The organism is Xanthobacter aminoxidans, assembly GCF_023571765.1.
Lineage (GTDB): Bacteria > Pseudomonadota > Alphaproteobacteria > Rhizobiales > Xanthobacteraceae > Xanthobacter > Xanthobacter aminoxidans.
The window spans coordinates 338,059-359,740 of sequence record NZ_JAMJXC010000004.1; the positions used below are offsets into that span (position 1 = coordinate 338,059).

20 protein-coding genes are annotated in these 21,682 nt (G+C 69.0%); 10 read left to right on the forward strand and 10 right to left on the reverse strand.

Annotation, left to right across the window (positions count from 1 at the left end):
• Positions 1-5: 5 nt before the first annotated feature.
• On the forward strand, positions 6-1,343 hold the full coding sequence (locus EJ105_RS09340) for an aminotransferase class I/II-fold pyridoxal phosphate-dependent enzyme (protein WP_250166102.1): 1,338 nt from the start codon (positions 6-8) through the stop codon (positions 1,341-1,343).
• Here EJ105_RS09340 and EJ105_RS09345 read toward each other — a convergent pair.
• Together EJ105_RS09345 and EJ105_RS09350 are read right to left on the reverse strand one after the other, a co-directional pair.
• Positions 1,324-2,511, reverse strand: coding sequence for a glycosyltransferase (locus tag EJ105_RS09345; protein WP_250166103.1), 1,188 nt, complete (start codon positions 2,509-2,511; stop codon positions 1,324-1,326). The two genes, EJ105_RS09340 and EJ105_RS09345, sit on opposite strands and share 20 nt — an antisense overlap.
• A 10-nt stretch (positions 2,512-2,521) precedes the next feature.
• Positions 2,522-3,901, reverse strand: a complete 1,380-nt coding sequence (locus EJ105_RS09350; protein ID WP_250166104.1) for a glycosyltransferase — start codon at positions 3,899-3,901, stop codon at positions 2,522-2,524.
• A gap of 257 nt (positions 3,902-4,158) precedes the next feature.
• On the opposite strand from EJ105_RS09350, the gene EJ105_RS09355 reads away from it, so the two are divergent.
• Complete coding sequence (locus EJ105_RS09355) at positions 4,159-5,100, forward strand: NAD(P)/FAD-dependent oxidoreductase (RefSeq protein WP_250166105.1); 942 nt, start codon at positions 4,159-4,161, stop codon at positions 5,098-5,100.
• A gap of 6 nt (positions 5,101-5,106) precedes the next feature.
• Here the strand turns inward: EJ105_RS09355 and EJ105_RS09360 are convergent, their stop codons facing one another.
• Genes EJ105_RS09360 through EJ105_RS09370 form a run of 3 tightly spaced genes read right to left on the reverse strand, consistent with a single transcriptional unit; the run spans position 5,107 to position 7,717 of the window.
• Entirely contained in the window at positions 5,107-5,901 is a 795-nt protein-coding gene (locus tag EJ105_RS09360; RefSeq protein ID WP_250166106.1) for an ABC transporter ATP-binding protein, read from the reverse strand.
• Between the two features lie 2 nt (positions 5,902-5,903).
• Complete coding sequence (locus EJ105_RS09365; protein ID WP_250166107.1) at positions 5,904-6,701, reverse strand: ABC transporter permease; 798 nt, start codon at positions 6,699-6,701, stop codon at positions 5,904-5,906.
• Between the two features lie 8 nt (positions 6,702-6,709).
• Positions 6,710-7,717, reverse strand: a complete 1,008-nt coding sequence (locus EJ105_RS09370; protein ID WP_250166108.1) for an ABC transporter substrate-binding protein — start codon at positions 7,715-7,717, stop codon at positions 6,710-6,712.
• Positions 7,718-7,997: 280 nt separating this feature from the next.
• Here EJ105_RS09370 and EJ105_RS09375 point away from each other — a divergent pair, with 280 nt between their 5' ends.
• The 4 genes from EJ105_RS09375 to EJ105_RS09390 all read left to right on the forward strand — a co-directional run bounded on the left by EJ105_RS09375 (position 7,998) and on the right by EJ105_RS09390 (position 12,745).
• On the forward strand, positions 7,998-8,897 hold the full coding sequence (locus EJ105_RS09375) for an amino acid ABC transporter substrate-binding protein (RefSeq protein ID WP_250166109.1): 900 nt from the start codon (positions 7,998-8,000) through the stop codon (positions 8,895-8,897).
• Positions 8,898-8,988: 91 nt separating this feature from the next.
• A complete protein-coding gene (locus EJ105_RS09380) occupies positions 8,989-10,377 on the forward strand; it encodes an ethanolamine ammonia-lyase subunit EutB (protein WP_250166110.1) in 1,389 nt (462 codons plus the stop codon).
• Complete coding sequence (gene eutC / locus EJ105_RS09385; protein ID WP_250166111.1) at positions 10,374-11,150, forward strand: ethanolamine ammonia-lyase subunit EutC; 777 nt, start codon at positions 10,374-10,376, stop codon at positions 11,148-11,150. The genes EJ105_RS09380 and eutC overlap by 4 nt, the downstream gene beginning before the upstream one ends.
• Before the next feature lie 92 nt (positions 11,151-11,242).
• The gene (locus EJ105_RS09390; RefSeq protein WP_250166112.1) at positions 11,243-12,745 is read left to right on the forward strand and encodes an amino acid permease; all 1,503 of its coding nucleotides are present in this window, start codon (positions 11,243-11,245) and stop codon (positions 12,743-12,745) included.
• A 43-nt stretch (positions 12,746-12,788) separates the two neighbouring features.
• Here EJ105_RS09390 and EJ105_RS09395 read toward each other — a convergent pair whose 3' ends face one another.
• Positions 12,789-13,163, reverse strand: coding sequence for a hypothetical protein (locus tag EJ105_RS09395; protein ID WP_024279394.1), 375 nt, complete (start codon positions 13,161-13,163; stop codon positions 12,789-12,791).
• A 299-nt stretch (positions 13,164-13,462) separates the two neighbouring features.
• On the opposite strand from EJ105_RS09395, the gene EJ105_RS09400 reads away from it, so the two are divergent.
• The 4 genes from EJ105_RS09400 (at position 13,463) to EJ105_RS09415 (ending at position 16,752) form a co-directional block, all read left to right on the forward strand.
• A complete protein-coding gene (locus tag EJ105_RS09400; RefSeq protein ID WP_155982315.1) occupies positions 13,463-13,822 on the forward strand; it encodes a hypothetical protein in 360 nt (119 codons plus the stop codon).
• 173 nt (positions 13,823-13,995) lie between these two features.
• The gene (pabB, locus tag EJ105_RS09405; protein WP_250166113.1) at positions 13,996-15,399 is read left to right on the forward strand and encodes an aminodeoxychorismate synthase component I; all 1,404 of its coding nucleotides are present in this window, start codon (positions 13,996-13,998) and stop codon (positions 15,397-15,399) included.
• Positions 15,396-16,187: an aminotransferase class IV gene (locus EJ105_RS09410; RefSeq protein WP_250166114.1), complete on the forward strand. Its 792-nt coding sequence runs from the start codon at positions 15,396-15,398 to the stop codon at positions 16,185-16,187. The genes pabB and EJ105_RS09410 overlap by 4 nt, the downstream gene beginning before the upstream one ends.
• Positions 16,188-16,197: 10 nt before the next feature.
• Positions 16,198-16,752: a GNAT family N-acetyltransferase gene (locus EJ105_RS09415; protein ID WP_250166115.1), complete on the forward strand. Its 555-nt coding sequence runs from the start codon at positions 16,198-16,200 to the stop codon at positions 16,750-16,752.
• On the opposite strand, the gene EJ105_RS09420 is transcribed toward EJ105_RS09415, so the two are convergent.
• Genes EJ105_RS09420 through crtY form a run of 4 tightly spaced genes read right to left on the reverse strand, consistent with a single transcriptional unit; the run spans position 16,727 to position 21,601 of the window.
• A complete protein-coding gene (locus EJ105_RS09420; protein WP_250166116.1) occupies positions 16,727-17,992 on the reverse strand; it encodes a glycosyltransferase in 1,266 nt (421 codons plus the stop codon). The genes EJ105_RS09415 and EJ105_RS09420 overlap by 26 nt on opposite strands.
• Positions 17,989-18,930: a phytoene/squalene synthase family protein gene (locus EJ105_RS09425; protein WP_250166117.1), complete on the reverse strand. Its 942-nt coding sequence runs from the start codon at positions 18,928-18,930 to the stop codon at positions 17,989-17,991. Before EJ105_RS09425 ends, EJ105_RS09420 begins: the two co-directional genes overlap by 4 nt.
• Positions 18,927-20,444, reverse strand: a complete 1,518-nt coding sequence (locus tag EJ105_RS09430) for a phytoene desaturase (protein ID WP_250166118.1) — start codon at positions 20,442-20,444, stop codon at positions 18,927-18,929. Before EJ105_RS09430 ends, EJ105_RS09425 begins: the two co-directional genes overlap by 4 nt.
• Positions 20,444-21,601, reverse strand: coding sequence for a lycopene beta-cyclase CrtY (gene crtY / locus EJ105_RS09435; RefSeq protein WP_029558189.1), 1,158 nt, complete (start codon positions 21,599-21,601; stop codon positions 20,444-20,446). The genes EJ105_RS09430 and crtY overlap by 1 nt, the downstream gene beginning before the upstream one ends.
• Positions 21,602-21,682 lie beyond the last annotated feature (81 nt).

Below are 21,682 nucleotides of genomic sequence, written 5' to 3' on the forward strand. Positions count from 1 at the left end.
GTGCCATGAGCGGGCGTCGCGGCCTGTCGGACGAGGATCTCGCCCACCTGCTGGGCGAGATGCGTGCGGGCACGGCGGCGCCGGCGCCCGTTCCCTCCCCCACCTTCGTGGACCGGGACGGGCTGCTCTCATTCGAGAGCCTGCCGCGCTACAAGGAACTGACGGCGCAGCAGGCGGCGGCCGACATGCTGGGGCTGAAGAACCCCTACCACCGGCTGCACGAGGGACGATCCGGTGCCACCGCGCGCATCGACGGGCGCGAGGTCGTCAATTTCGCGAGCTACGATTATCTCGGCCTCAATGGCGACCCGCGCATCACCCGCGCCGTCACCGCTGCGGTCGAGACATGGGGCACAAGCGTCTCCGGCAGCCGCCTGTCGTCGGGTGAGCGGCCGGCGCATCTGGCGCTAGAGCGGGCGCTGGCCGACGTCTGCGGGGCGCAGGATGCGGTCGCGTTCGTGAGCGGCCACGCCACCGCCATCGCCGCCCTTCCGACGCTGATGGGCCCGAAGGATCTCGTCGTCACCGACGCCTTCATGCACAACAGCGTGGTGCTCGGCGCCCAGTATTCGCCGGCCACCCGCCGCAGCTTCCCGCACAACGATCTCGATGCGCTTGAGACCATGCTGGGGCGCGAGCGCCACCGCTTCGAGCGAGTGCTGGTCGTCAGCGAGGGACTGTTCTCCATGGATGGCGACGGGCCGGACCTCTCCCGGCTGGTTGCCTTGAAGGAGCGGTTCGGCTTCTGGCTGATGATCGACGACGCGCACGGACTCGGCGTGCTCGGCGCGACCGGACGCGGCATCGCCGAGCATGCGGGCGTCGATCCCCGGGCCGTGGATATCTGGTTCGGCACGCTGTCAAAATCGCTGGTGAGCTGCGGCGGCTACATCGCCGGGCCGGCGGCGATGGTGAGCTATCTCAAGGCCTTTGCGCCCGGCATGGTCTACAGCGTCGGCCTGCCGGTGCCGGTGGCGGAAGCCGCACGCACGGCGCTGGGCCTGATGCTGGAAGAGCCGGAGCGCGTGCAGCGGCTTCAGGCCAACAGCCGGGCCTTCCGCGATGGTGCGGCCGCGCTCGGCCTCGACGTGGGGCCGTCTTGGGGTGCGGGCATCGTGCCGATCATGGTGGGCGAGACCATCCGGACCGTGATCCTCGCCCAGCGCCTGCTGGAGCGCGGCATCAACGCGTTCCCGGTGCTGCCGCCGGGAGTGCCGGAACGCTCGGCTCGGCTGCGCTTCTTCCTCTCCGCATCGCATCGGCCTGAGCAGATCGACGCGGCGCTGGCTGCGCTTTCTGAAGAGGCCACTGCGCTGGGCCTGATCAAGGATCGACCGCGCTGAGCGCATCGATCCACGCGGCGAAGGCGCGATCCCAGCCAAGAAGCGGACGCTCCGCCAGTGCCCCCGCGCGAAGGACACTGCGAGCCGCCGCGTCCTCCACCAATCGTGCGGTGCCTGCGACGAAGCCGGGCACATCTCCGGGCCTGAACAACAGGCCGTTGACGCCGTTGCGCACCTGCCCGGGCAGGCCGCCGGCCTCAAGCGCGAGCACGGGAACTCCGCTCGCGAGGGCCTCGTAGACGGCAAGGCTGGCGTTCTCGAAGCGCGACAAGGTGGCGTAAAGATCGCTGTTGGCGAGAAGGACGCCAATCTCCGCGCGCGGCACCGGCCCGGCGAGGAAACCGCAGGGCAGCGCCGCGACCAGTTGCTCGACCTCCCCCCGCAGGGCGCCATCGCCGGCGACCACCACCGCCAGCGCATCGCCCAGCCTCTCGGCGAGCGCCGGCAGCACCCGCCGCCAGTCCGCCCAGCCCTTGTCGGCGGTCAGCCGGCCGGCGACCAGCATCACCGCCCGGCCATCGAGATCGGGACAGCCCCAGCGCGCGCGCCAGTAGCCGGGACGGCGCAGATCGGGACGGAAGTCCTGTGTATCCGTCCCGTTGAACCGGCCGGCGAGGCCGTTCGCGAGGCCGACACGTTGGAGCCGTGCGAGGGTGGCCGCGCTTGGGACAAGGGTGGCGTCGTAGCGATTGTAGAGCTGCGCCACCGCCCTCCAGAAAGCCGCGCGCAGGGGGGCATAAAGACCGTAACGGCTGCCACCAACTCCCAGATAGTCGGCGAAATTGGTGTGGAAGAAGGCGACCAGCGGCACGCGGTGGCGCCGCGCGAAGGCGTGGGCGGGAAGGCGGCGCAGGCCCAGGGCGAGACGCTCGGGCTCATCCACGTGAATGAGGTCGGGTCGGAAAGCGGCAAGCGCCCGGTCGATCTCGCCCCCTGCCTCCGGCACCACGTTGCGGTCCGACGCCGCCGCGCCGAAGGGCGCGCTCGGCAATCCCGCAAAGGTGACGGCCGGCGACAAACCGGCGGGTCGTGCGCCGTCCGCAGCTGCGGGCGCCAGCAGCAGCACATCGTCGCCCCGCGCCACCAGCCGGCGAACGCGGGCATCGACGCTGACGGTGACACCATCGAGCACCGGCAGAACGCCGGAGGCGAGGATGGCGATCCTCATGCCGGCCCCCTCAAGCGGGGACCGGGATGGTGTCCGCCGGAACGGCGCCGAAGGCGCGGTACATGGCGAGAAGGTCCAGCGCCATATCGCGCTCGGTGCGCTCGTACGAAGTCGTCCGGCTGAGGGCCGCAGCGAGGCCGGGCTCGTCCACGAAGCGTTGGAGTACCAGAGCCAGCGCCTCGGCGTCGCCGCGCGGGAAGGAGAAGCCGTTGACGCCCTCCTCCACGAACTCGGTCATGCCCGGCACGTCGGAAACGATGACCGGCGTGTGCGTGGCGAGGGCCTTCAGCAGGGTCAGTGGCGCATTCTCGAACCAGGTGGAGGGCATGACCAGCACGTCCACCTCTGCCAGCAATCCTGCCATCTCCGCTTCCGGAAAGGTGCCGCGGAACCGCGCCGGCAAGGGCGGGACCGTCTGCTCGGCCACCGCGCGCAGATCGCGGGCATAGGCCGGTGACAGGCTCTCCGATCCCCAGATATCGACGGTGAAGGCATCGCGCGGCAGCGCCCGCAGCGCCTGGAGCAGCAGGTGCGGCCCCTTGTGATAGGCGAGCTGGCCGATAAAGCCGAAGCGTACCGGCCGGGCGGGTGCGGCGGGCTTGGGCATGCGGTCGATTTCGACGCCGAACGGCGAGCGGAACAGCGGCGGCCCCGCCCCGTAGGCATCAAACAGCTCGGCGAGGAACGCGCTGGGCGCAAAGGCCGCCCGGCAATGGGCGAAAGCAACGCGCAGCACGTGCGCCCGATCGCGAACGGCCCGCGCGTCGCGGCCGAGCGAGAACGGCAGCACGGGCGCGAGCGTGGCGGCCGTCACGGCGGCAGCGGAACGCACGGTGGGCTGCGCCAGAATGCGCCAGAATGCGCTGTCCGGCCGCTCGGCCGACCGCGCGAGCAGGCCGCAGGACAGGCAATTGCTGCGGATCGCATTCGGCCCATGACAAAGGCCGCCATCCGGCAGCTCCAGCCGGGTGGTGATGCAGAGATTGAAAAAGTCCGTCAGCGTCGCAAATGTCGGGATGCCCAGCCGCGCGGTCACATGCGGCAGGACAGCAGTGAAATTGGCGAGGTGACAGATGTGCACCACGTCCGGCGCGAGCGTGTGCAGGATGCGTTCGAGGAGCGGAGCAAGGCCGCGATGGTCGTAATCCTCACGGGCCGAGCGGGAAGGAGTCCGGTTGCGGTCGATCCGCACCACCGGAATGCCCTCGACTTCGTAGCGTACGATCTCCTCCGCCTGCTCGGGCTCGCCGGCCGACCGCGCGGTCACGACGGTGGGGACATGTCCCAGCGCCTTGAACTGGCGCGCCAGCGCGAGCGTGTAGGCCTCGGTGCCGTAGACGTGGTCCGGATAGAAGGCGTGCACGAACAGTGCGACGCGCAATGGCCGCATGGCAAATCTCTGAACGTCCTGCGACATCATACGCATCAGATCGCAATCCCCCCACTTGCGACGCGGGGGTCATGACTTACCTTGCGTTGCATAAATAGTGCAACCGCCTTGGATGGGGATGGCCCGGCGTCTGGAGCGGCGCGGCCTTCCTGCATACGACACGAGAGGCCGATGCGCCCTTTCTAGCCGCCGGCGAAAGCCTCGCATAAGCTGGTCGTCGGCGCCGTCGAAGGATGGCAGCAGGGATCGGGAGCGGCATGTTCGACGCGGTCATCATCGGCGGCGGTCCGGCCGGGGCGTCGTGCGCGCTCTGGCTGAAGATGCTCGGCTTCCGGCCCTGCATCGTCGAGCGCCGGCCGGTGCTGGGCGGGCTGGGAAACGACAATCCCTATCCCAACCAGTGGATCGCCCCCATCCGCGACAAGACCGGCATCGAGATTGCCGCCGAGGTCGACCGCCACATGCGCGACCACGACATCGTCTGCCGCACCGGCGAGGCGGTGACGGAGCTGGAGGTGGTGCCCGGCGGCTTCCGCATCACCACCGCCACCGGCGAGATGGTGATGGGGCGCACCTGCGTCCTCGCCACCGGCGTGCGGCCGGTGAAGGGCGGGTTCACGGCCTCGGAGAACATCATCATCGGCCCTGGCCAGACCCTGTTCAATGCGGACTTCGAGGGGCGCTCGGTCGCCATCCTCGGTGGCGGCGACAATGCGTTCGAGAACTATATCTTCGTGCGTAAGCGCGGCGCCGCCCGCGTCACCCTCTTCGCCCGCACCATCAGGGCGCGGCGCGAGTTCCTGGAGAAGGTGCCGCCGGCGGACGTGCGCATCGGCCCCTATCCGGTGGAGCCCGACGTGCCGGCGGTGGCGGGCGAGCGGTTCGAGCGGTTCCTCGTGCTCTATGGCTGGGAGCCCTATCTGCCCTATGCGCGCCACCTGAGCCTCGCGCGGGATGCCCGCGGCTTCGTCGAGACCAGCCTCGATTGCGAAACCTCGGTGCCCAACCTCTACGCCATCGGCGAGATCGCGCAGCGGATGCATCCGTGCTGCGTCACCTCCATGGCCGACGGGGTGGTGGCCGCCAAGGCCATCCAGCGCACGCTGGAGCAGGACGCCGTCGCCCGCTTCGCGGAACGCGTGCGCCGCGCCGCAGCCGATGCGGCAGCCACATCCGTGCACAAGCCGCGCATCAAGTAGACGCCCTCAGGAGGCGGCCACCGTCGCCCTGCCCGCGAGAGAGAGCCGCTCGCGGGAACCGGAAACCGCAAGACACGATGCCTCGGGCGCGGCGAGGGCGGCCGCGATCTCAGGCCGGTGCAGCAAAGCGGCCGATGCCTCATAGGCCGCACCGACCGACGCGAGCATGGGCGCCTGCGTCACCTCCGCCACCACGCAAGCGGGGCGCGGGGAGAAAACGACGATCCGGTCGGCGAGGCGCACCGCCTCGGTCACGTCGTGGGTGACGAACAGCACCGCCGCCCCTGCCCCTTCCACCTCTGCCCGCAGAAGCGCCTGGAGATCGTGGCGCAGGCCCACGTCGAGGGCGGAGAACGGCTCGTCCATCAGAACGAGATCCGGCGAAAGGGCGAAAGCACGGGCGATGGCGACCCGCTGCATCATGCCGCCCGAGAGCTGGGCAGGGCGCTTGTCCAGATCCCGCGCCGAAAAGCCGAGGCGTAGCAGGATCGCCTCGGCGATGGCGCGGCGTTCGGCCTTGCCCATTCCCGCCGCCTTGAGGCCGAAGGCGGCATTGTCGCGCGCATCGGCCCAGGGCAGCAGGCGCGGGTCCTGAAACACCATGGCCACGCGGCGAAAGCTGTTCTCGACCCGTCCCGCGGTCGCCCGCTCGACCCCGGCAGCGATGCGCAAAAGACTGGTCTTGCCGCATCCCGACGGCCCGAGCAGAACCACCAGCTCGCCCGCGCCGATATGAAGGTCTATCCCGGCGATGATCTCGGCCTCGCCGAACCTCAGCCTCAGGCTGCTCAGGGACAGCATCCTCATGCCTCCACCGAGACGGGTGTCGGATGCCCTCTCCCCGCCCGTCGACGCCGCAACGGCGCGAGGAGCAGGGCGTCGGCGAGGATCAGCGCGGCGATCGCGAGGACGATCCACGCCATGGTTTCCGGCAGGTCGAAGTGGGAGCGCGCGGTGGCGATGCCGCCGCCCACCCCGTCCGCACCGCTCAACACCTCCGCCATCACCGCTACCTTGAAGGAGAAGGCCAGCGCCGTGGCGACGGCCGGGATGAGGAAGTCCGCCAGCGCCGGCAGGACCAGATCGGTGAAGCGCATGAGGGCCGGCGCGCGATAGAGCTGCGCCATCTCGGCGAGCGCGCGGTCGCGGCTGCGGACGCCCTGGAGCGTGGCGATGAACAGGATGGGTGCAACGGTAATGGCCACGGTGAAGGTGGCGGCCGCGCCGCCAGGCCCGAACCAGAGCAGCGCCAGCACCACCCAGGCGATGGGCGGCGTGCCGAGGAGCGCGGTGAAGACGGGATAGGACATGGCGCCCACGGGCAGCACCAATCCCCCCGCCACGCCTAAAAAGAAGCCGGCCGCGCCCCCCGCGGCGCAGCCGGCCAGAGCGTGCACCAGTGTCGCCAGCAGCGCCGGCCCCGCCTTTCCGGTGGTCACGAGCCGGACGACGGCCTCCCCTGTCTCCGCAAGGCTCGGCAGCACGAACGGCCCGAAGGCCGCGGCCCCCCATTGCCACGCGCCGGCCAGAGCCAAGAGCCCCGCCGCCCCCCACAGCGTGGAGAGGAGCGCGGGAGAGAGCGTGCGTGCCGGAGCCGCCATCGCGGCGCTCAGAAGTCGAGATAGAAGCTGTCGGGCGGCAGCTTCCCGGCCAGGGCCTCCGGCTGGAAGGAAAGCAGCGTCTCGTAGAAGGCGACGAGGCCCGGCTTCAGCTTGGCCGCCGGTTCCGCGACCACATTGAAATGGGAGAGCGCGCTGGCGAGGATGGGCGCCTTCATGTCCATCTTTTCCTCGCCCAGCTGGCCGGCGGCGGCGGGATCGGACAGCACCCAGTCGCGGGCGCCCGGCAGACCGGCAGCCATGGCCTTGAGGAGTTCCGGGCTCTCCTCGATCAGCCGCTCATGCACAGCGATGCCGGCCATGGGCAGGCCGAGGCCGCCGTGCTGCTTCTTCCAGTCGTCCTGAAGGCTGATGGCACGGTTGAGCGTGCGGCCCTCCTTCTTCGCCATCATGATGGCGGCGGTGGCCGGCGGCTCGGAGAGGATGGCCGTGGTGGCGCGCCCGGCGGCGAGCATCTGCGCCGCCTCCATGGGGGTGCGCACATAGGTGATGGTCATGTCCTTGTCCGGGTCCATACCATAGCCGCGGGCGATGGAACGGAAGACGAGATCGGGCATGTCGTTCTTGAAGAAGCCGACCAGTTGCTTGCCGGCGAGATCCTTGAACGAGGTGATGCCCGGGTCGGACGAGATGACGAACAGATGGCCCATGGAGAGGATGGCGAACAGCTTCAGCGGCAGGCCGCGATTGGCAAGGTTCGCCGGCACGTGGGTCGGTGTCGTGAACAGGCTGGTGCGGCCGGAGACGATGGCGGCGCGCAGTTCGTCGGTGTCGCGCCACAGGCGGAAGGTGGCGTCGGGTGCTGTCGCGTTGAGGGCACCGGACTGGAGCAGGCGCAGCAGCACGATGGTGGAACCGTTCGGCGCGCCGAGAATCTCCAGCCCCTTCGCCGGCGCTGCGAGCGCCGCGCCCAGCGACGCGGCGGATGCCCCGGCCGCCCCGGCGGCCGCAGCGGCGATGGCGCCCAACATGCGGCGCCGGTTGAGCAATACGGTCATGTCCAAATCCCCGGCAGAAAAAGCCGGCGCGGCCGGCCAAGCTATATCCATATCAATATAACAATTTCGCATCCGCACAAAGGCAAGTCGGCTGCGGCGGAACGGCCGCAGGTGGGAGTGCCGAGGTGGGCGCGAAGATCATCGGCAGGGCGGGAGGGTTGCTTTCGCGCCACAATGCGCGCCAGCTTCCTTCAGCAACCGTCGAAGTCCTTGGCCGCGCACGGCGAGCCGGGCAAGATCAGGCGAAATGGACCGCGGGGGGCGGCACAAGGGGGCGCGGATGGGTCGGGAGATCGGGCTGGAATTCAGCTCAAGCATCAGGTTCGCGGGACTGCGGGCGGCGATGATCGTCGCCGGGCTTGCCGCCCTCCTGCTCGCGTTCTGCGCCCCGGCCGGCGCGCAGACACTGGACCGCCTGGCAAAGGGCGACCCCTTCCGCATCGGCTATCGCCAGTTCGCCCCGCCCTATTCGTACGCTGCGAGCAACGGCCAGCCGGCGGGCTACATCGTCGATCTCTGCCGCGAGGTGGCGGATGCGCTCAAGCGCTCCCTCAAGTTGCCGAATCTTCCGGTTGAATACGTCAAGGTCTCGGCCGAAGACCGCTTCGAGGCGGTCCGCGACGGGCGCATCGACATCCTGTGCGAGCCCTCGTCCATGACCATGTCACGGCGGGCGCTGGTGGATTTTTCCCTCCCCACCTTCCTCGACGGCGCCGGTGTCGTCACGCGCGGTTCCGCTGTCAAAGGGCTGGAAGAGCTGCGCGGCAAGAAGGTCGGCGTGCTCAAGGGCACCACGACCGAGGAGACGCTGCGGTCCACCCTCGCGCAAATGGGCATCAACGCCACCATCGTCACCGTCACCGACCATCCGGACGGGCTGAAGCAGCTGGCCGACGGCAAGCTCGACGCCTATTTCGGCGACCGGGGCATCCTCAACTATCTGATCGCCAATACCGCGTTCGGCAATCGCCTCAGCCTGTCGGACCAGTATTTCACCTTCGAGACCTACGCGCTCGGCCTGCCGCGCGGCGACCAGGCATTCCGCCTTCTGGTGGACACCACCCTCGCCGACCTCTACCGCACTGACCGCATTCGCGACATCTATGCCAAGAGTTTCGGCAAGTTCCCGCCCGACCAGTTCCTGAACGCGCTGTTCGTCATCAACGGCGTGCCGAAATAGACAGGGCTTTTCCCCGAAGGCATATTTGTTGCTTATCGCGAGGGCCTGAGGACGCGGCAGATGCGCCGCGCCCGCCCCACCGGAGCGCGCCATGGCTCATGTCCATCGCATCGGAGCGAAGTCCTTCGTCTTCTCCGACCTCAAGGACCTGATGGCCAAGGCGACGCCGCCGCGGTCGGGCGACATGCTCGCCGGCATCGCCGCCGCCACGGCCGAGGAGAATGTGGCGGCGCGCATGTGCCTCGCCGACCTGCCGCTCAAGACCTTCCTTGCCGAGCCGCTCGTTCCCTACGAAGGGGACGAGGTGACGCGGCTCATCCTCGACAGCCACGACAGCCCGGCCTTCGCGCCGGTCTCGGCCATGACGGTGGGCGACTTCCGCGACTTCCTGCTCTCCCCCGCCGCAACGCCGGAGGTGCTGGCGGCCCTCGCGCCCGGCCTTATCCCGGAGATGGCGGCGGCGGTCTCCAAGATCATGCGCAATCAGGATCTGATCCTCGCCGCGCGCAAGTGCCGGGTGGTGACGCGCTTCCGCAACACCATCGGCCTGCCCGGCACCATGGCGGTGCGCCTCCAGCCCAACCACCCCACCGACGACGCGGCCGGCGTCTCCGCCGCCATCCTCGATGGCCTGCTTTACGGCTGCGGCGATGCGGTGATCGGCATCAATCCCGCCTCCGACAGCGTGCCTGTCATCGACCGGCTGCTGAAGCTGATGGACGAGATCATCTCGCGCTTCGAGATTCCCACCCAGAGCTGCGTGCTGACCCACATCACGACCTCGATCGCGCTCATGGAGCGCGGCGCGCCGGTCGACCTCGTGTTCCAGTCCATCGCCGGAACGGAGGGGGCGAACCGCTCCTTCGGCATCGACCTGAAACTGCTCGCCGAGGGCACCGATGCGGCGCGCAGCCTCAAGCGCGGCACGGTGGGGCAGAACGCCATGTATTTCGAGACCGGCCAGGGCTCGGCCCTCTCCGCCGGCGCGCATCACGGGGTGGACCAGCAGACGCTGGAAGCGCGCGCCTACGGCGTCGCCCGCGCCTTCGATCCGCTTCTGGTGAACACTGTGGTGGGCTTCATCGGCCCGGAATATCTCTATGACGGCAAGCAGATCATCCGCGCCGGACTGGAGGACCATTTCTGCGGCAAGCTGCTCGGCGTGCCGCTTGGCGTGGACGTCTGCTACACCAACCACGCCGAGGCCGACCAGGACGACATGGACACGCTGCTGACCCTGCTCGGAGCGGCGGGCGTCACCTACATCATGGGCATTCCCGGCGCCGACGATGTGATGCTGAACTATCAGTCCACCTCCTTCCACGATGCGCTCTACATCCGCGAGGTGCTGGGGCTGAAGCGCGCGCCGGAATTCGAGGCGTGGCTGGAGAAGATGGAGATCACCGGCGCGGACGGCCGCCTGCTGCCTGCCGACGCCGGCAATCCGCTGCTCGGCTATGTGGCGGAGCGCGCGGCATGATCGCGCGCGATCCCTGGTCGAAACTCGCCCGCCACACCCCGGCCCGCATCGCGCTGGGCCGCACCGGCGCGAGCCTGCCCACGGAGGAGGTGCTGCGCTTCGCCCTCGCCCATGCGCAGGCACGCGATGCGGTACACACCCCGTTCGATGCGGCGCGGGTGGAAGAGGAGGTGCGCGGCCTCGGCTTTTCCACCCTGCGCGCAGAAAGCGCGGCGCAGGCGCGCGACGTCTATCTGCGCCGGCCGGACCTTGGGCGGCGGCTCTCTGACGAGAGCCGTGCCCGCCTTGCGGAGGCGGCGGGCGAGCCTGTGGACCTCGCGCTCGTGGTGGCCGACGGCCTGTCCTCGGCAGCCGTCCATGCCCACACGCTCCCCTTCCTGGCGGCGTTGAAGGCGCGCATTACGGACGCCGGCTGGACCACCGCGCCCGTGGTCATCGCCTCGCAGGCGCGTGTGGCGCTGGGGGACGAGGTGGGGCATCTGCTGAAGGCCCGCGCGGTCGTGTTGCTTGTGGGCGAGCGGCCGGGCCTCTCCTCGCCGGACAGCCTCGGCCTCTACCTCACCTACAATCCCAAGCCCGGCCGGTCGGACGCCGAGCGCAATTGCATCTCTAACGTGCGTCCGGAGGGTCTTGCCTACGATCTGGCCGCCTTCAAGCTCGCCTGGCACATTCGCGAGGCATTCGCCCGCCAGATCACCGGCGTCGAACTGAAGGACGAGAGCGATCTCCTGCTCGAAACCGGCCTGCCGCCGCTGCATCTGGGCGCGCGCTGACGGTTTTTGTCCGCGCCCTTGGGGAATGGCAACAAAGTTGCCTCTAGGGCAAGCGCGCCGGACCTTACCCCGGTGCAAGCGGAGGGCTGGGCATGGCCGAAGGCAGCAAATCCGGCGTCACCTACACCACGGTTGATGTTTCCTATTTCGAGCAGCGGGCCCTGAAGCGGCACGCGCGCGTCTGGTCGCTCTGGGCGCTCGGCGTCGGGGCGGTCATCTCCGGCCATTTCTCGGGCTGGAACCTCGGCATCGCCTCGGGCGGCTGGGGCGGCATGTTCATCGCGGCGGTCATCATCGCCATCATGTATCTCGGCCTCACCTTCTCCATCGCCGAGATGTCGCCGGCCCTGCCCCACACGGGCGCCGCCTATTCCTTCGCCCGCACCACCATGGGGCCGTGGGGCGGCTTCGTCACCGGCCTGTGCGAGAACGTGGAGTATGTCATCACCCCGGCGGTGGTGGTGTCCTTCATCGGCTCCTACATGGGCTCCATCTTCGGCACGCCGCCGGCGTTCCAGCCGGTCTACTGGATCTTTGGCTACATCATCTTCGTGGGCCTCAACATTGCCGGCGTGGAACTCTCCTTCCGCGTGACACTGGTGGTGACGCTCGCCGCGCTGGCCTGCCTCGTGGCCTTCTGGGTCAGCGCGCTTCCGGTGGCCAATTTCTCCCGCTGGGCGCTGAATATCGGTGTCGGGCCGGATGGCACGGCGGTGGAGCTGCCCAACGGTGGCGGGCCGTTCCTGCCCTTCGGCATCGGCGGCGCGCTCGCCGCCCTGCCCTTCGCCGTCTGGCTCTTCCTCGCCATCGAGCAATTGCCGCTGGCGGCGGAGGAATCGGTGGACCCGAAAACCGACATGCCCAAGGGCATCATGGCCGGCATGGCGACGCTCATCGTCTCCGCCTTCATGATCCTGTGGCTCAATTCCTCGGTGGCCAATGGCTCCTTCGGCCTCTCCACCTCGCTGGAGCCGCTGCTGGACGGCTTCAAGGCCATCTATGGCGACGGGCTCGCGCGGCTCCTCGCGCTGGTGGCGGTGATCGGGCTGATCGCCTCGTTCCACACCATCATCTATGCGCAGGGCCGGCAGATCTATTCGCTCTCACGGGCCGGCTACTTCCCGCGCGGCCTGTCCGTGACCCACGGCGGGCGCAAGACGCCGCATGTGGCCATGGTGGCGGGCGCTCTGGTCGGCCTCGTCATCATGCTCGGCATCTGGTTCGCGCTGGGGGCGGAGGCAGGGGCGGCGGCCATCGGCGGCACGCTGCTGAACATGGCGGTGTTCGGCGCCATGCTCTCCTACGTGATGCAGGCCATTTCCTTCATTCTGATGCGGAAAAACATGCCGCACATCGAACGGCCCTATAAGAGCCCCTTCGGCATCCCCGGCGCGGTGGCGACCATCGTGATCGCCATCGTCACCATCTGGTTCCAGCTCTCCGACCCGATCTACCGCAACGGCGTGATCGGCGTGGCCATCTGGTTCGCGGCCGGGATCGCCTATTTCGGCATCTGGGGCCGACACAAGCTGGTGCTCTCACCGGAGGAGGAATTTGCCATCTCCAAGGGCACGGCCGAATACAAGAGCTACTGACGGGGCCGCGGTCCGCCTTTCCCGGCGGACCGCACTGCCCGGATTAGACCACCGAAACCACGCGGAAGGTGTGCATCTCGTCGTCCTCATGGACGGAGACATACTCGCCCACCTCGAACCGCTCGTCGCCGAAGCGGTAGCCGGCCTCGTCATCGTCGGCGCCGGAAATGTCGTAGCGAAAAGCCCAGCTGCCGCCGGGCCGCCGCACCAGGTGGCCCACTTCGTCGGCCTCATCGGGGCGGAACTTCACCACCCGGCAGCTGTCGCGGTGCTTGGCCCACTCCGCCGCATCAATGCGGCCGGCGCTGTCGAGGGGCGCCACGAAGCTGTAGCCGGAATTGCGGGCGCCGTCCGGATGCCCCTTCTCACGGGCAAGCTCCATGCGGATCTGACGGAAGCCGTGCGGCAACTGGGTCATGTTGTCTTCTCCCCGACCTTGCGGCCTGTGGCTCCGTCCCGAGCGCGGACATCACGATGCGTTGACGGAAGCCTGATTCTCGCCCCGCCTCCCGGTGCGGCCATAGGCAGCAAGGCGGCGGAGTGCGATGATGATGTCGCCCCGAAGGGCAACGGGTGGAAATGTGATTTTCCCCGATCCGGCACGCAAGGCATTTGACCTTCCGCAACGCCGAAGTCTCACATCCGTGAAACGGTAAATCCAATGGGCGCTGGGGGCTGCTCAGGTCCGGGGGTCATCGTCAGACGGGAGAAATGGACATGAACGACTCGGTGATGTTCCAGGGTCTCGCCCGCGCGCTGTCGCCCGCCACGCCGCCCATGGCTTGGCCGGTCGCCGCGTGGAAGAACCTGTTCCTAGATTGCCCGATCGCGGTCAGCACGCATCTGCAGCAGTTCGTCGGCCGGCAGATGCAGGAGCAGATGGAGTTGCTCAGCCAGCTCTCGCGCGAGCAGAACCCGTCCGCCTTCGTCACCCGCGAAGCGGCCTTCCTGCAACAGTCGGCTCTTGCGTGGAGCACCGAGCTGGTTGCGGTGGGCGAGATCGTCCAGTCCAAGCTGCTGAACGCCACCCAGGCCGAGCAGCCGGAAGACCAGCCCCCGTTCGCAAAGGCGGCCTGAGGTTTCCGGGTAAGCCGCATTTATCGTTTTCCCCCGGCCTGCCGGGGGAATTCGCGTGATGACCACCGGGCCGTCGGTCGCGGCGCAGCCTGCGGCCTCTCGCCCGTCCGGATTGCCCCAGCGGCGCCGTGGCGCCATGGTGGGACCGAAGCGTTCTGAATCGGTCGCCCCCTGTGCTTATCGTTGAAATCCCGTACCGCGACCCGTTCGCCGCGTTCCAGGCCTTCGCCGACGCCCCCCAATGCGCCTTTCTTGACAGCGCGGCGGAGGGCGACGTGCGGGCGCGCTGGTCCTATATCGGCGCGGATCCCTATGCCTTCATCACCTCCGGCCCGGACGGCGTCCGGCTGAATGGCACCCTTGTGCCCGGAACGCCGTTCGACGTTCTGGCGCGCGCGCTCAATCCCGGCGATCTGCCGCCCTGCCTCGGCCCCTCCTCCGCGCCGGTGCCGTTCCTCGGCGGCGCCATGGGCTATCTCGGCTATGAGCTGGGCCGGCATCTGGAGCGCCTGCCGCCGCCCCGGCCGGCGACTCCATCCGTGCCCGAGATGGCCATGGGCCTCTACGACGCCATTCTCGCCATCGACGGGCTGGAGAAGCGCGCCTTCATCGTCTCCAACGGCCGGCCCGAGACAGGCGATGCGGCCGAGGCCCGCGCCCAGCGCCGCGCGCAGGAGCTGTTCGACCGGCTCGCCACGGCACCCGCAGCGGCGCCCGCCCCCGATTTCGGCCGGACCGGGACATTCGCGCCCGACCAGCCCCGCGCGGACGTGGAAGCGGAAGTGGCGCGGGTGATCGAATACATCCGCGCGGGCGATATCTTCCAGGCCAACCTCACCCACCAGATGCGGGCGAAGGTGCCGGAGGGCCTGACCGACCTCGCCCTCTACACCCGCCTGCGCGCGTTGAGCCCCTCCCCCTTCGCCGCCTTCCTGCGCGCTGGCGACGATCTCGCCGTGCTGTCCGCCTCGCCGGAGCGCTTCCTCTCCCTCTCCTCGGACGGGCGGGTGGAGACGCGCCCCATCAAGGGCACCCGCCGCCGCAGCGCCGATCCCGCCGAGGACAAGGCGCTGGCTGACGCGCTCCTCGCCTCGGTGAAGGACCGGGCGGAAAACCTGATGATCGTGGACCTCATGCGCAACGACCTCTCGCGGGTCTCGCAAGTGGGCAGCGTGAAGGTGCCAGTGCTCTGCGGGCTGGAGACGTTCGCCAGCGTCCATCACCTCGTCTCGGTCATCGACAGCCAGCTGAAGCCCGGCCTTGGCCCGGTGGACCTTTTGAAGGCCTGCTTCCCCGGCGGCTCCATCACCGGCGCGCCGAAGATCCGCGCCATGGAGATCATCCACGAGCTGGAGCCCACCCCGCGCGGGGTCTATTGCGGCTCGGTGGCGTGGATCGGCTTCGACGGGGCGATGGATTCCTCCATCGTCATCCGCACCATCACCCGCTCCGGCGATACGCTGCTGACCCAGGCGGGTGGCGGCATCGTCGCGGATTCCGATCCGGCGGACGAATATGAGGAGAGCCTCGTGAAGCTCTCGCCCATGCTGCGCGCGCTTTCGGGAGAGGGCGCATGAAGCTGTTCCTCGGCACAGGGCTGGTGGAGGAGGCGGAAGCGACCGTCTCCCCGTTCGATCGCGGCTTCACGTTGGGCGACGGGCTGTTCGAGACGCTGCGGGTGAAGGCCGGCAAGGTGCTGCGCACAGAGGCGCACCTTGCCCGCCTCGCGACCGGCGCGGGCGTGCTGGGGATGCCCCTGCCCGACGTCGATCTCGCCGTGGCGCTGGCACAGACCGCCGACGCCAATGGCCTGTCAGACGGCGTGCTGCGCCTCACCCTCACGCGCGGCACCGGCCCGCGCGGCGTGCTGCCTCCAGCAGAGCCGAAGCCCACCCTCGTCATCACCGCCGCGCTTCTCTCCCCGCCTTTGCCCGCCGCGCGCCTCGTGATCGCGCAGGGCACACGCCGCAACGACCGCTCGCCGCTCGCGCAGGTGAAGTCGCTAAACTATCTCGACGGCATCCTTGCCCGGCAGGAGGCCGCGCGGCGCGGCGCGGACGATGCCATCCTGCTCAACACGCGCGATGGCGTGGCGGAAACGTCCATCGCCAACCTGTTCGCGGTCATCAATGGGGGGCTTGTCACGCCGCCTTTGTCCGAGGGCGTCCTGCCCGGCGTGATGCGGGCGGAGGTGATCGCCGCCGGCGCGCAGGAACGGCCGCTGACAGTGGACGACCTCGCATCGGCCGAAGAAATCCTGCTCACCTCGGCGCTGGGCATCCGCTCTGTCGCGTCGCTGGAGGGGCGCCCCCTCCCCTCCACCGCGGCTGCCGAGCGCCTGCGCGGCCTGATCGATGGCGCATGAGACGCCGTCGATGACCGCCCCGACACTGGCCACCGCCCGCCTCACGCTGCGCCCGTGGCGGCCATCGGATCGCGATGGATTGTGGCGGATGCAGTCCGACCCGCGCACCATGGAATTCCTCATGCCGGTGGCCGACCGCACCGCGAGCGATGCAGTGGCCGATCGCGCCGAGGCGCATTTCGCCCGCCACGGGTTCGGCCTGTGGGTGGTGGAGGCACCGGGCGTCACCGACTTCGCCGGCTATTGCGGGCTGGTGCATGTGCCCTATGCGGAGCACTTCACGCCGGCGGTGGAGATCGGCTGGCGCTTCGATCCCGCCTTCTGGGGCCGGGGCTATGCCACCGAGGCGGCGCAGGCGGCGCTGGGTTTCGGCTTCGAGACGCTGGGGCTGGAGGAGATCGTTGCCATCACCGTGCCGGCCAACCTTCGCTCGCGGGCGGTGATGGAGCGGCTCGGCATGGTCCGAGACGAAGGCGGGGATTTCGATTTGCCGTCCACGCCGCCGGGCCACCCATTGCGGCGGCAGGTGCTCTATCGGCTCAAACGGCCACGGGCACCGGCCTGACCACCGCCGCCTCGATGAGATCGGCGGCATCGGTCACGCCGCGCCCGTGCGCCATCTCGGCCGCGATACGCCGTGCCTTCTCGCCATAGCCCGGCTGTTCCAGCACCGCGCGGAGCGCTGCTGTGAGCCTCTTCTGGCTGGCGCGGCCGGCCGGAACCACCTCGGCAACACCCGCATAGGCAAGCCGCGCGGCCGTGGCCGGCTGCTCGAAGGCGATGGGCATGGCGACGAGCGGCACGCCCTCGGCCATGGCGTCGAGCACCGTGTTCATACCGCAGTGGAGCACCGCCGCCGCGCAACGCTTCAGCACCTCCTGCTGGGGCACGAAGGCGCGCACCTCGGCGAGGTCGCTTAGCCGGCCCACCTCGGCCTGTGAAAGAAGCCCGCCATGGGCGATCAGCAGGCGCACACCCACCTCCCGCGCCGCCAGCGCCACCTTGCGGAAAAGATCGGCGCGCGCCCCTTGCAGCGTGCCCAGCGAGCAGAAGACGAGGGGCTTGCCCTCAGCATTCGGCAACGGAGCGGTCGCGGCCGGGATGGCGGCGGCATCGCGCCAGGGGGAGCCATAGTGGAAGGTGGCGGGCAGTTCGGTGCGGGGAAAATCCAGCCCCTTGGGCATCTGGGCGACCGTCAGCAGCGGCGAGAAGCCGCCATCGGCGAACGGATCGAGGCCAAAGGCTTCGCCATGCCGCGCCAGCACCTTGCGCATGGACGACATCAGGAAATCAGTGACGCGGTAGCCGCCCTTGTTGCGGACGAGCGCCTTCTCCCCCGCCTCATAGGGCCACGGCACGAACGGCGGCGGCACGCCGACCTCGCGGTTCAGCAGCAGCGCCGTCGCGGTGGAGACCACCGGCAGGCCGAGATGGCGCGCCACCAGCGTGCCGGCGGCCTCCGTCTGGTCGGCGATCACCGCGTCCGCACCGATATCGCGCAGCACGCCGGGCAGGTCTCGGCAGAGCATGTCGGTCTGCGCGGCGGTCGCGCGCAGTGTACCGAGGAGGCCGAAGAGGCCGGTGGGCTTGGCGAGGCGGTTCACATAGGTGTCGAGGGCGCCAGCGGGATAATCGCGCGCGCCGACCGCCGCGAAGCCCGCGCCCTTGCCCTTCACCAGCCGCTCGGCATCCGCCATGTGGACGAAGGTGACGCGATGACCTCGCGCGCCAAGCTCACGCGCCAGCACCAGCAAGGGGTTGTAGTGCCCCGGCAGCGGCGGGGCGACGACGGCGAAATGGGTCATCGCGGCCGGGTCCACAAATGCTTCGGGCGCGGCGGCTGGGGGCCGCTGCGGCGGGTGGCGAAGGCGAGGCCGATGCCTTGCATGAGATAGCCGATCTTCTGCGCCTTGGTGGTGGAGACGCGCGCATCCCACGCCTGCGCTCCGCGCCGGCGCACCTCGGTGCCGATGGCGCGGTAGACGCAGCGGGCGGCGCCGACGGCGGCGGCGGCGCGGAATGGCAGGGCCCCCATGCCGATCACCGCCTGTTCGTAATAGGGCTCGGCCACGTCGAGCAGGCGCGCGACGGCGGCAGCCACGTTGGCGCGGTGCTCGGGGTCGGCGATCCCGGCCTCGGGCACGCCTTCCATGTCGAGGAAGGTGCCCGGCACATAGATGCGGCCGATGCCGGCATCCTCGATCACGTCGCGGGAGATGTTGGTGAGCTGGAAGCCGAGGCCGAGGTCGCTCGCCCGGTCCAGCACCACCTCGTCCCGCGCCCCCATGATCAGAGCCATCATCACCCCCACCACGCCGGCCACGTGGTAGCAGTAGGTGAGCGTGTCATCGAGGGTGTCGTAGCGGCGGCCTTCCACATCCATGCGGAAGCCCTCGAGCAGATCGAGGGGATGGCGCTCGGGAATGTCGTTGCGGCGGACCACCTCGGCGAAGGCCGCGAAGGCGGGATGGGAAGACGGAACGCCGCGATAGGCCCGGCGCGTTTCCTCGAACAGGGCTTCGAGCCGCTCGGCCGGCGTCTGGGCGCTGGCGATGCGGCCGTGGCCCAGCTCCTGCCCGTCCACCACGTCGTCGCAGTGGCGGCACCACGCATAGAGCATCACCGCGTCTTCCCGCATGCGCGGCGCGAACAGGCGGGCGGCGGCGGCGAAGCTCTTGGAGCCCTTGGCGATGGCCTCCTCGCTTGCGCCCACCACGTCCGGAGCGGCGTCCGTCCCGCTCATGCGGGCGACCGGGCGGCGATGCCAAGATCTTGGAGGATCAGGCCTGCCGTCGCCTTGGCCGAGCCAACCACCCCCGGCACGCCCGCACCCGGATGGGTGCCGGCGCCGGCGAAATAGAGGTTGGCGATCTTGTCGTCGCGATTGTGCGGTCGGAACCACGCCGACTGGGTCAGGATCGGCTCCACCGAGAAGGCCGAACCGAGATGGGCGGAGAGTTCATCGCGGAAGCCGAAGGGGGTTAGAATGCGCGTGGTGACGAGGCTTTCCTTGAGCCCCGGCAGCAGGCGCTGCTCAAGATGGCCGAGGATGCGGTCGCGATACTTCGGCCCCTCCACCTCCCAGTCGATGTCCGCCTTGCCGAGGTGCGGCACGGGGGAGAGCACGTAGAAGGCGGTGGAGCCCTCCGGCGCCAGCGACTTGTCGGTCACGGTCGGCGCGTGGAGATAGAGGGAGAAATCGTCCGGCAGGCGCGGGCCCTTGAAGATCTCGTCCACAAGGCCGCGATAGCGCGGGCCGAACAGCACCGTGTGGTGCTGGAGATGGTCCCAGGTGCGGTTGGCGCCGAAATAGATGACGAACAGCGACATGGAATGCCGCTTCTTCGCGAGCTTGGCGCCCTCCGCCTTCCCGCGCGCGCTGTTGCGCATGAGGTGGGCATAGGTGTGCACCACGTCCGCATTGGAGGCGACGAGGTCGAACGGGAGCATCTCGCCGCCGACGCGCACGCCGGTGGCCCGGTCGCCCTCCACGACGATCTCATCGACCTTGGCGGAGAGGTGGATGGTGCCGCCGAGGTCGGTGAACAGCTTCACCATGCCGCGCACCAGCGCGCCGGTGCCGCCGCGCGGGAAGAAGACGCCCCATTTGCGCTCCAGCGCATGGATGAGGGCGTAGATGGACGAGGTGGAGAAGGGGTTTCCCCCCACCAGCAGCGAGTGGAAGGAGAAGGCCTCCCGCAGGTGCTCGTCCTTTATGAAGCTCGACACCATGGAATAGACCGAGCGCCACGCCTGGAGCTTCGCCAGCTGCGGCCCGGCCTTCATCATGTCCGAGAAATTCAGGAACGGTACGGCGCCGAGCTTGAGGTACCCCTCCTCGAACACCGCCTTGGAATAGGCGAAGAAGCGCCGGTAGCCTTCCACATCCGCCGGGTTGAAGGCGGCGATCTGGGCGTCCAGGGCGGTCTGCTCGTTCACATAGTCGAACTGCCGCCCGTCCGACCACAGCAGCCGGTAGAAGGGCGAGACCGAGATCAGGTCCACATAGTCGCTGAGGCGCCGGCCGGCCGCCTCAGCGACCTCTTCCAGGCAGGAGGGGTCGGTGATGACGGTTGGCCCGCCATCGAAGGTGAAGCCCTTGTCTTCGTAGACATAGGCCCGGCCACCGGGCTTGTCCCGCTGCTCGAAGATGGTGGTGGCGATGCCGGCCGCCTGCAGGCGGATGGCGAGAGCGAGCCCGCCGAAGCCGGAGCCGATGACGGCGGCGCGGCGGGGAGACTTGGTGACGTCGAGCATTATCTGGGACCGGTCGCGGATTTCGTCTCGGGGAGGCAGGAAAGCGCCTTCAGCACCGATACGGGCGGACGGCCCGTAAGGATGCGTGCCTTGTCCTTGAAGGTGAGGCGATCCCCGTAGAAGCGTTGGATCAGGTCCTCGGGCAAGCGGTAAAAGCGCTCGAGGATGGCATAGCGGCGATCCGGCGCGGCCGCGCGGAACAGCATCCGGTTGAGCAGCCGGAAGAATCCACGGCTCTCCCAGCGTCGGGCCGCGTGCTGGCGCACGAAGGCTGCGATCGCGGGGCCCGAGATATCCGGCAGCTCGCTCACGAGGTCCGCGAGCTCCAGTGCATCCGGCAGCGAATAGCCGGTGGTGGGGTGGAACAGCGCGGCGCGCAGCCCGACCCGCGCGACACCCTGAGGCGCCTCGGCCAGGAAAGCGCCGATATCGCCGCCAAGGGCGATGGGCAGAACGCCTTCCTCTTCGCGCACCACGTGGTCGATCTCCCAGCCCTGCCCGGCGGCGTAGGCGGCGATGCGCCCGCGCAGGGTCTCGATGGGAAGCTCGGCGCCGCTGGAATAATAGGTGTCCTCGATCAGCACCGTCTGCGGATCGAGCGGCAGCACATAGACGAAGCGATAGCCGTCGATCTGCTCCACCCGCGCATCCATGATGAAGGGCCGGTGCAGGCCGTGCGGACGGGTGAGCTGAACCTCCTGGCCGAGAAACTTCTGAAAGCCGAGGTCAAGATGGCGCGACGAAACCGGCCCGCGCCCGTCGATCACCGCTCCCGCATCGATGCGCTCGCCGCCGGCGAGGACGACATGATCGGCCGCCACATGGGCCACCTTGGCGTTGAGGCGGATGGACGGATTGAGGCGCTCGTGCATCACCTGCGACATGCGCTCGGAGGTGATGGTGCCGTAGTGGCCCTTGAGGATGCGGGAGTAGGCCGGGAAGTGCACGTCGTGCCCCATCCACACATGCGCGCGGAACGGGCTGAGGAAGGCGTGCTGCATGCGGCCGAAATCGCTGGAATGATAGGACCAGCTGTGGTTGCCGCCGACGCTTTCGCCGGCCTCCAGCAGCAGCACCCGGACGCGGCTGCGCCGTTCGGCGATGCGGGCGGCGATCAGGCAGTTGGCGAGCCCGGCACCGACAAAAACGATATCCATGCCCGCCCCGTTCCGTTGCCCAATTCCCTTGGGTTGCGCCTCCTGAAACCCGAATAAAGGGCGGCCGGCCGTGTGTCACCC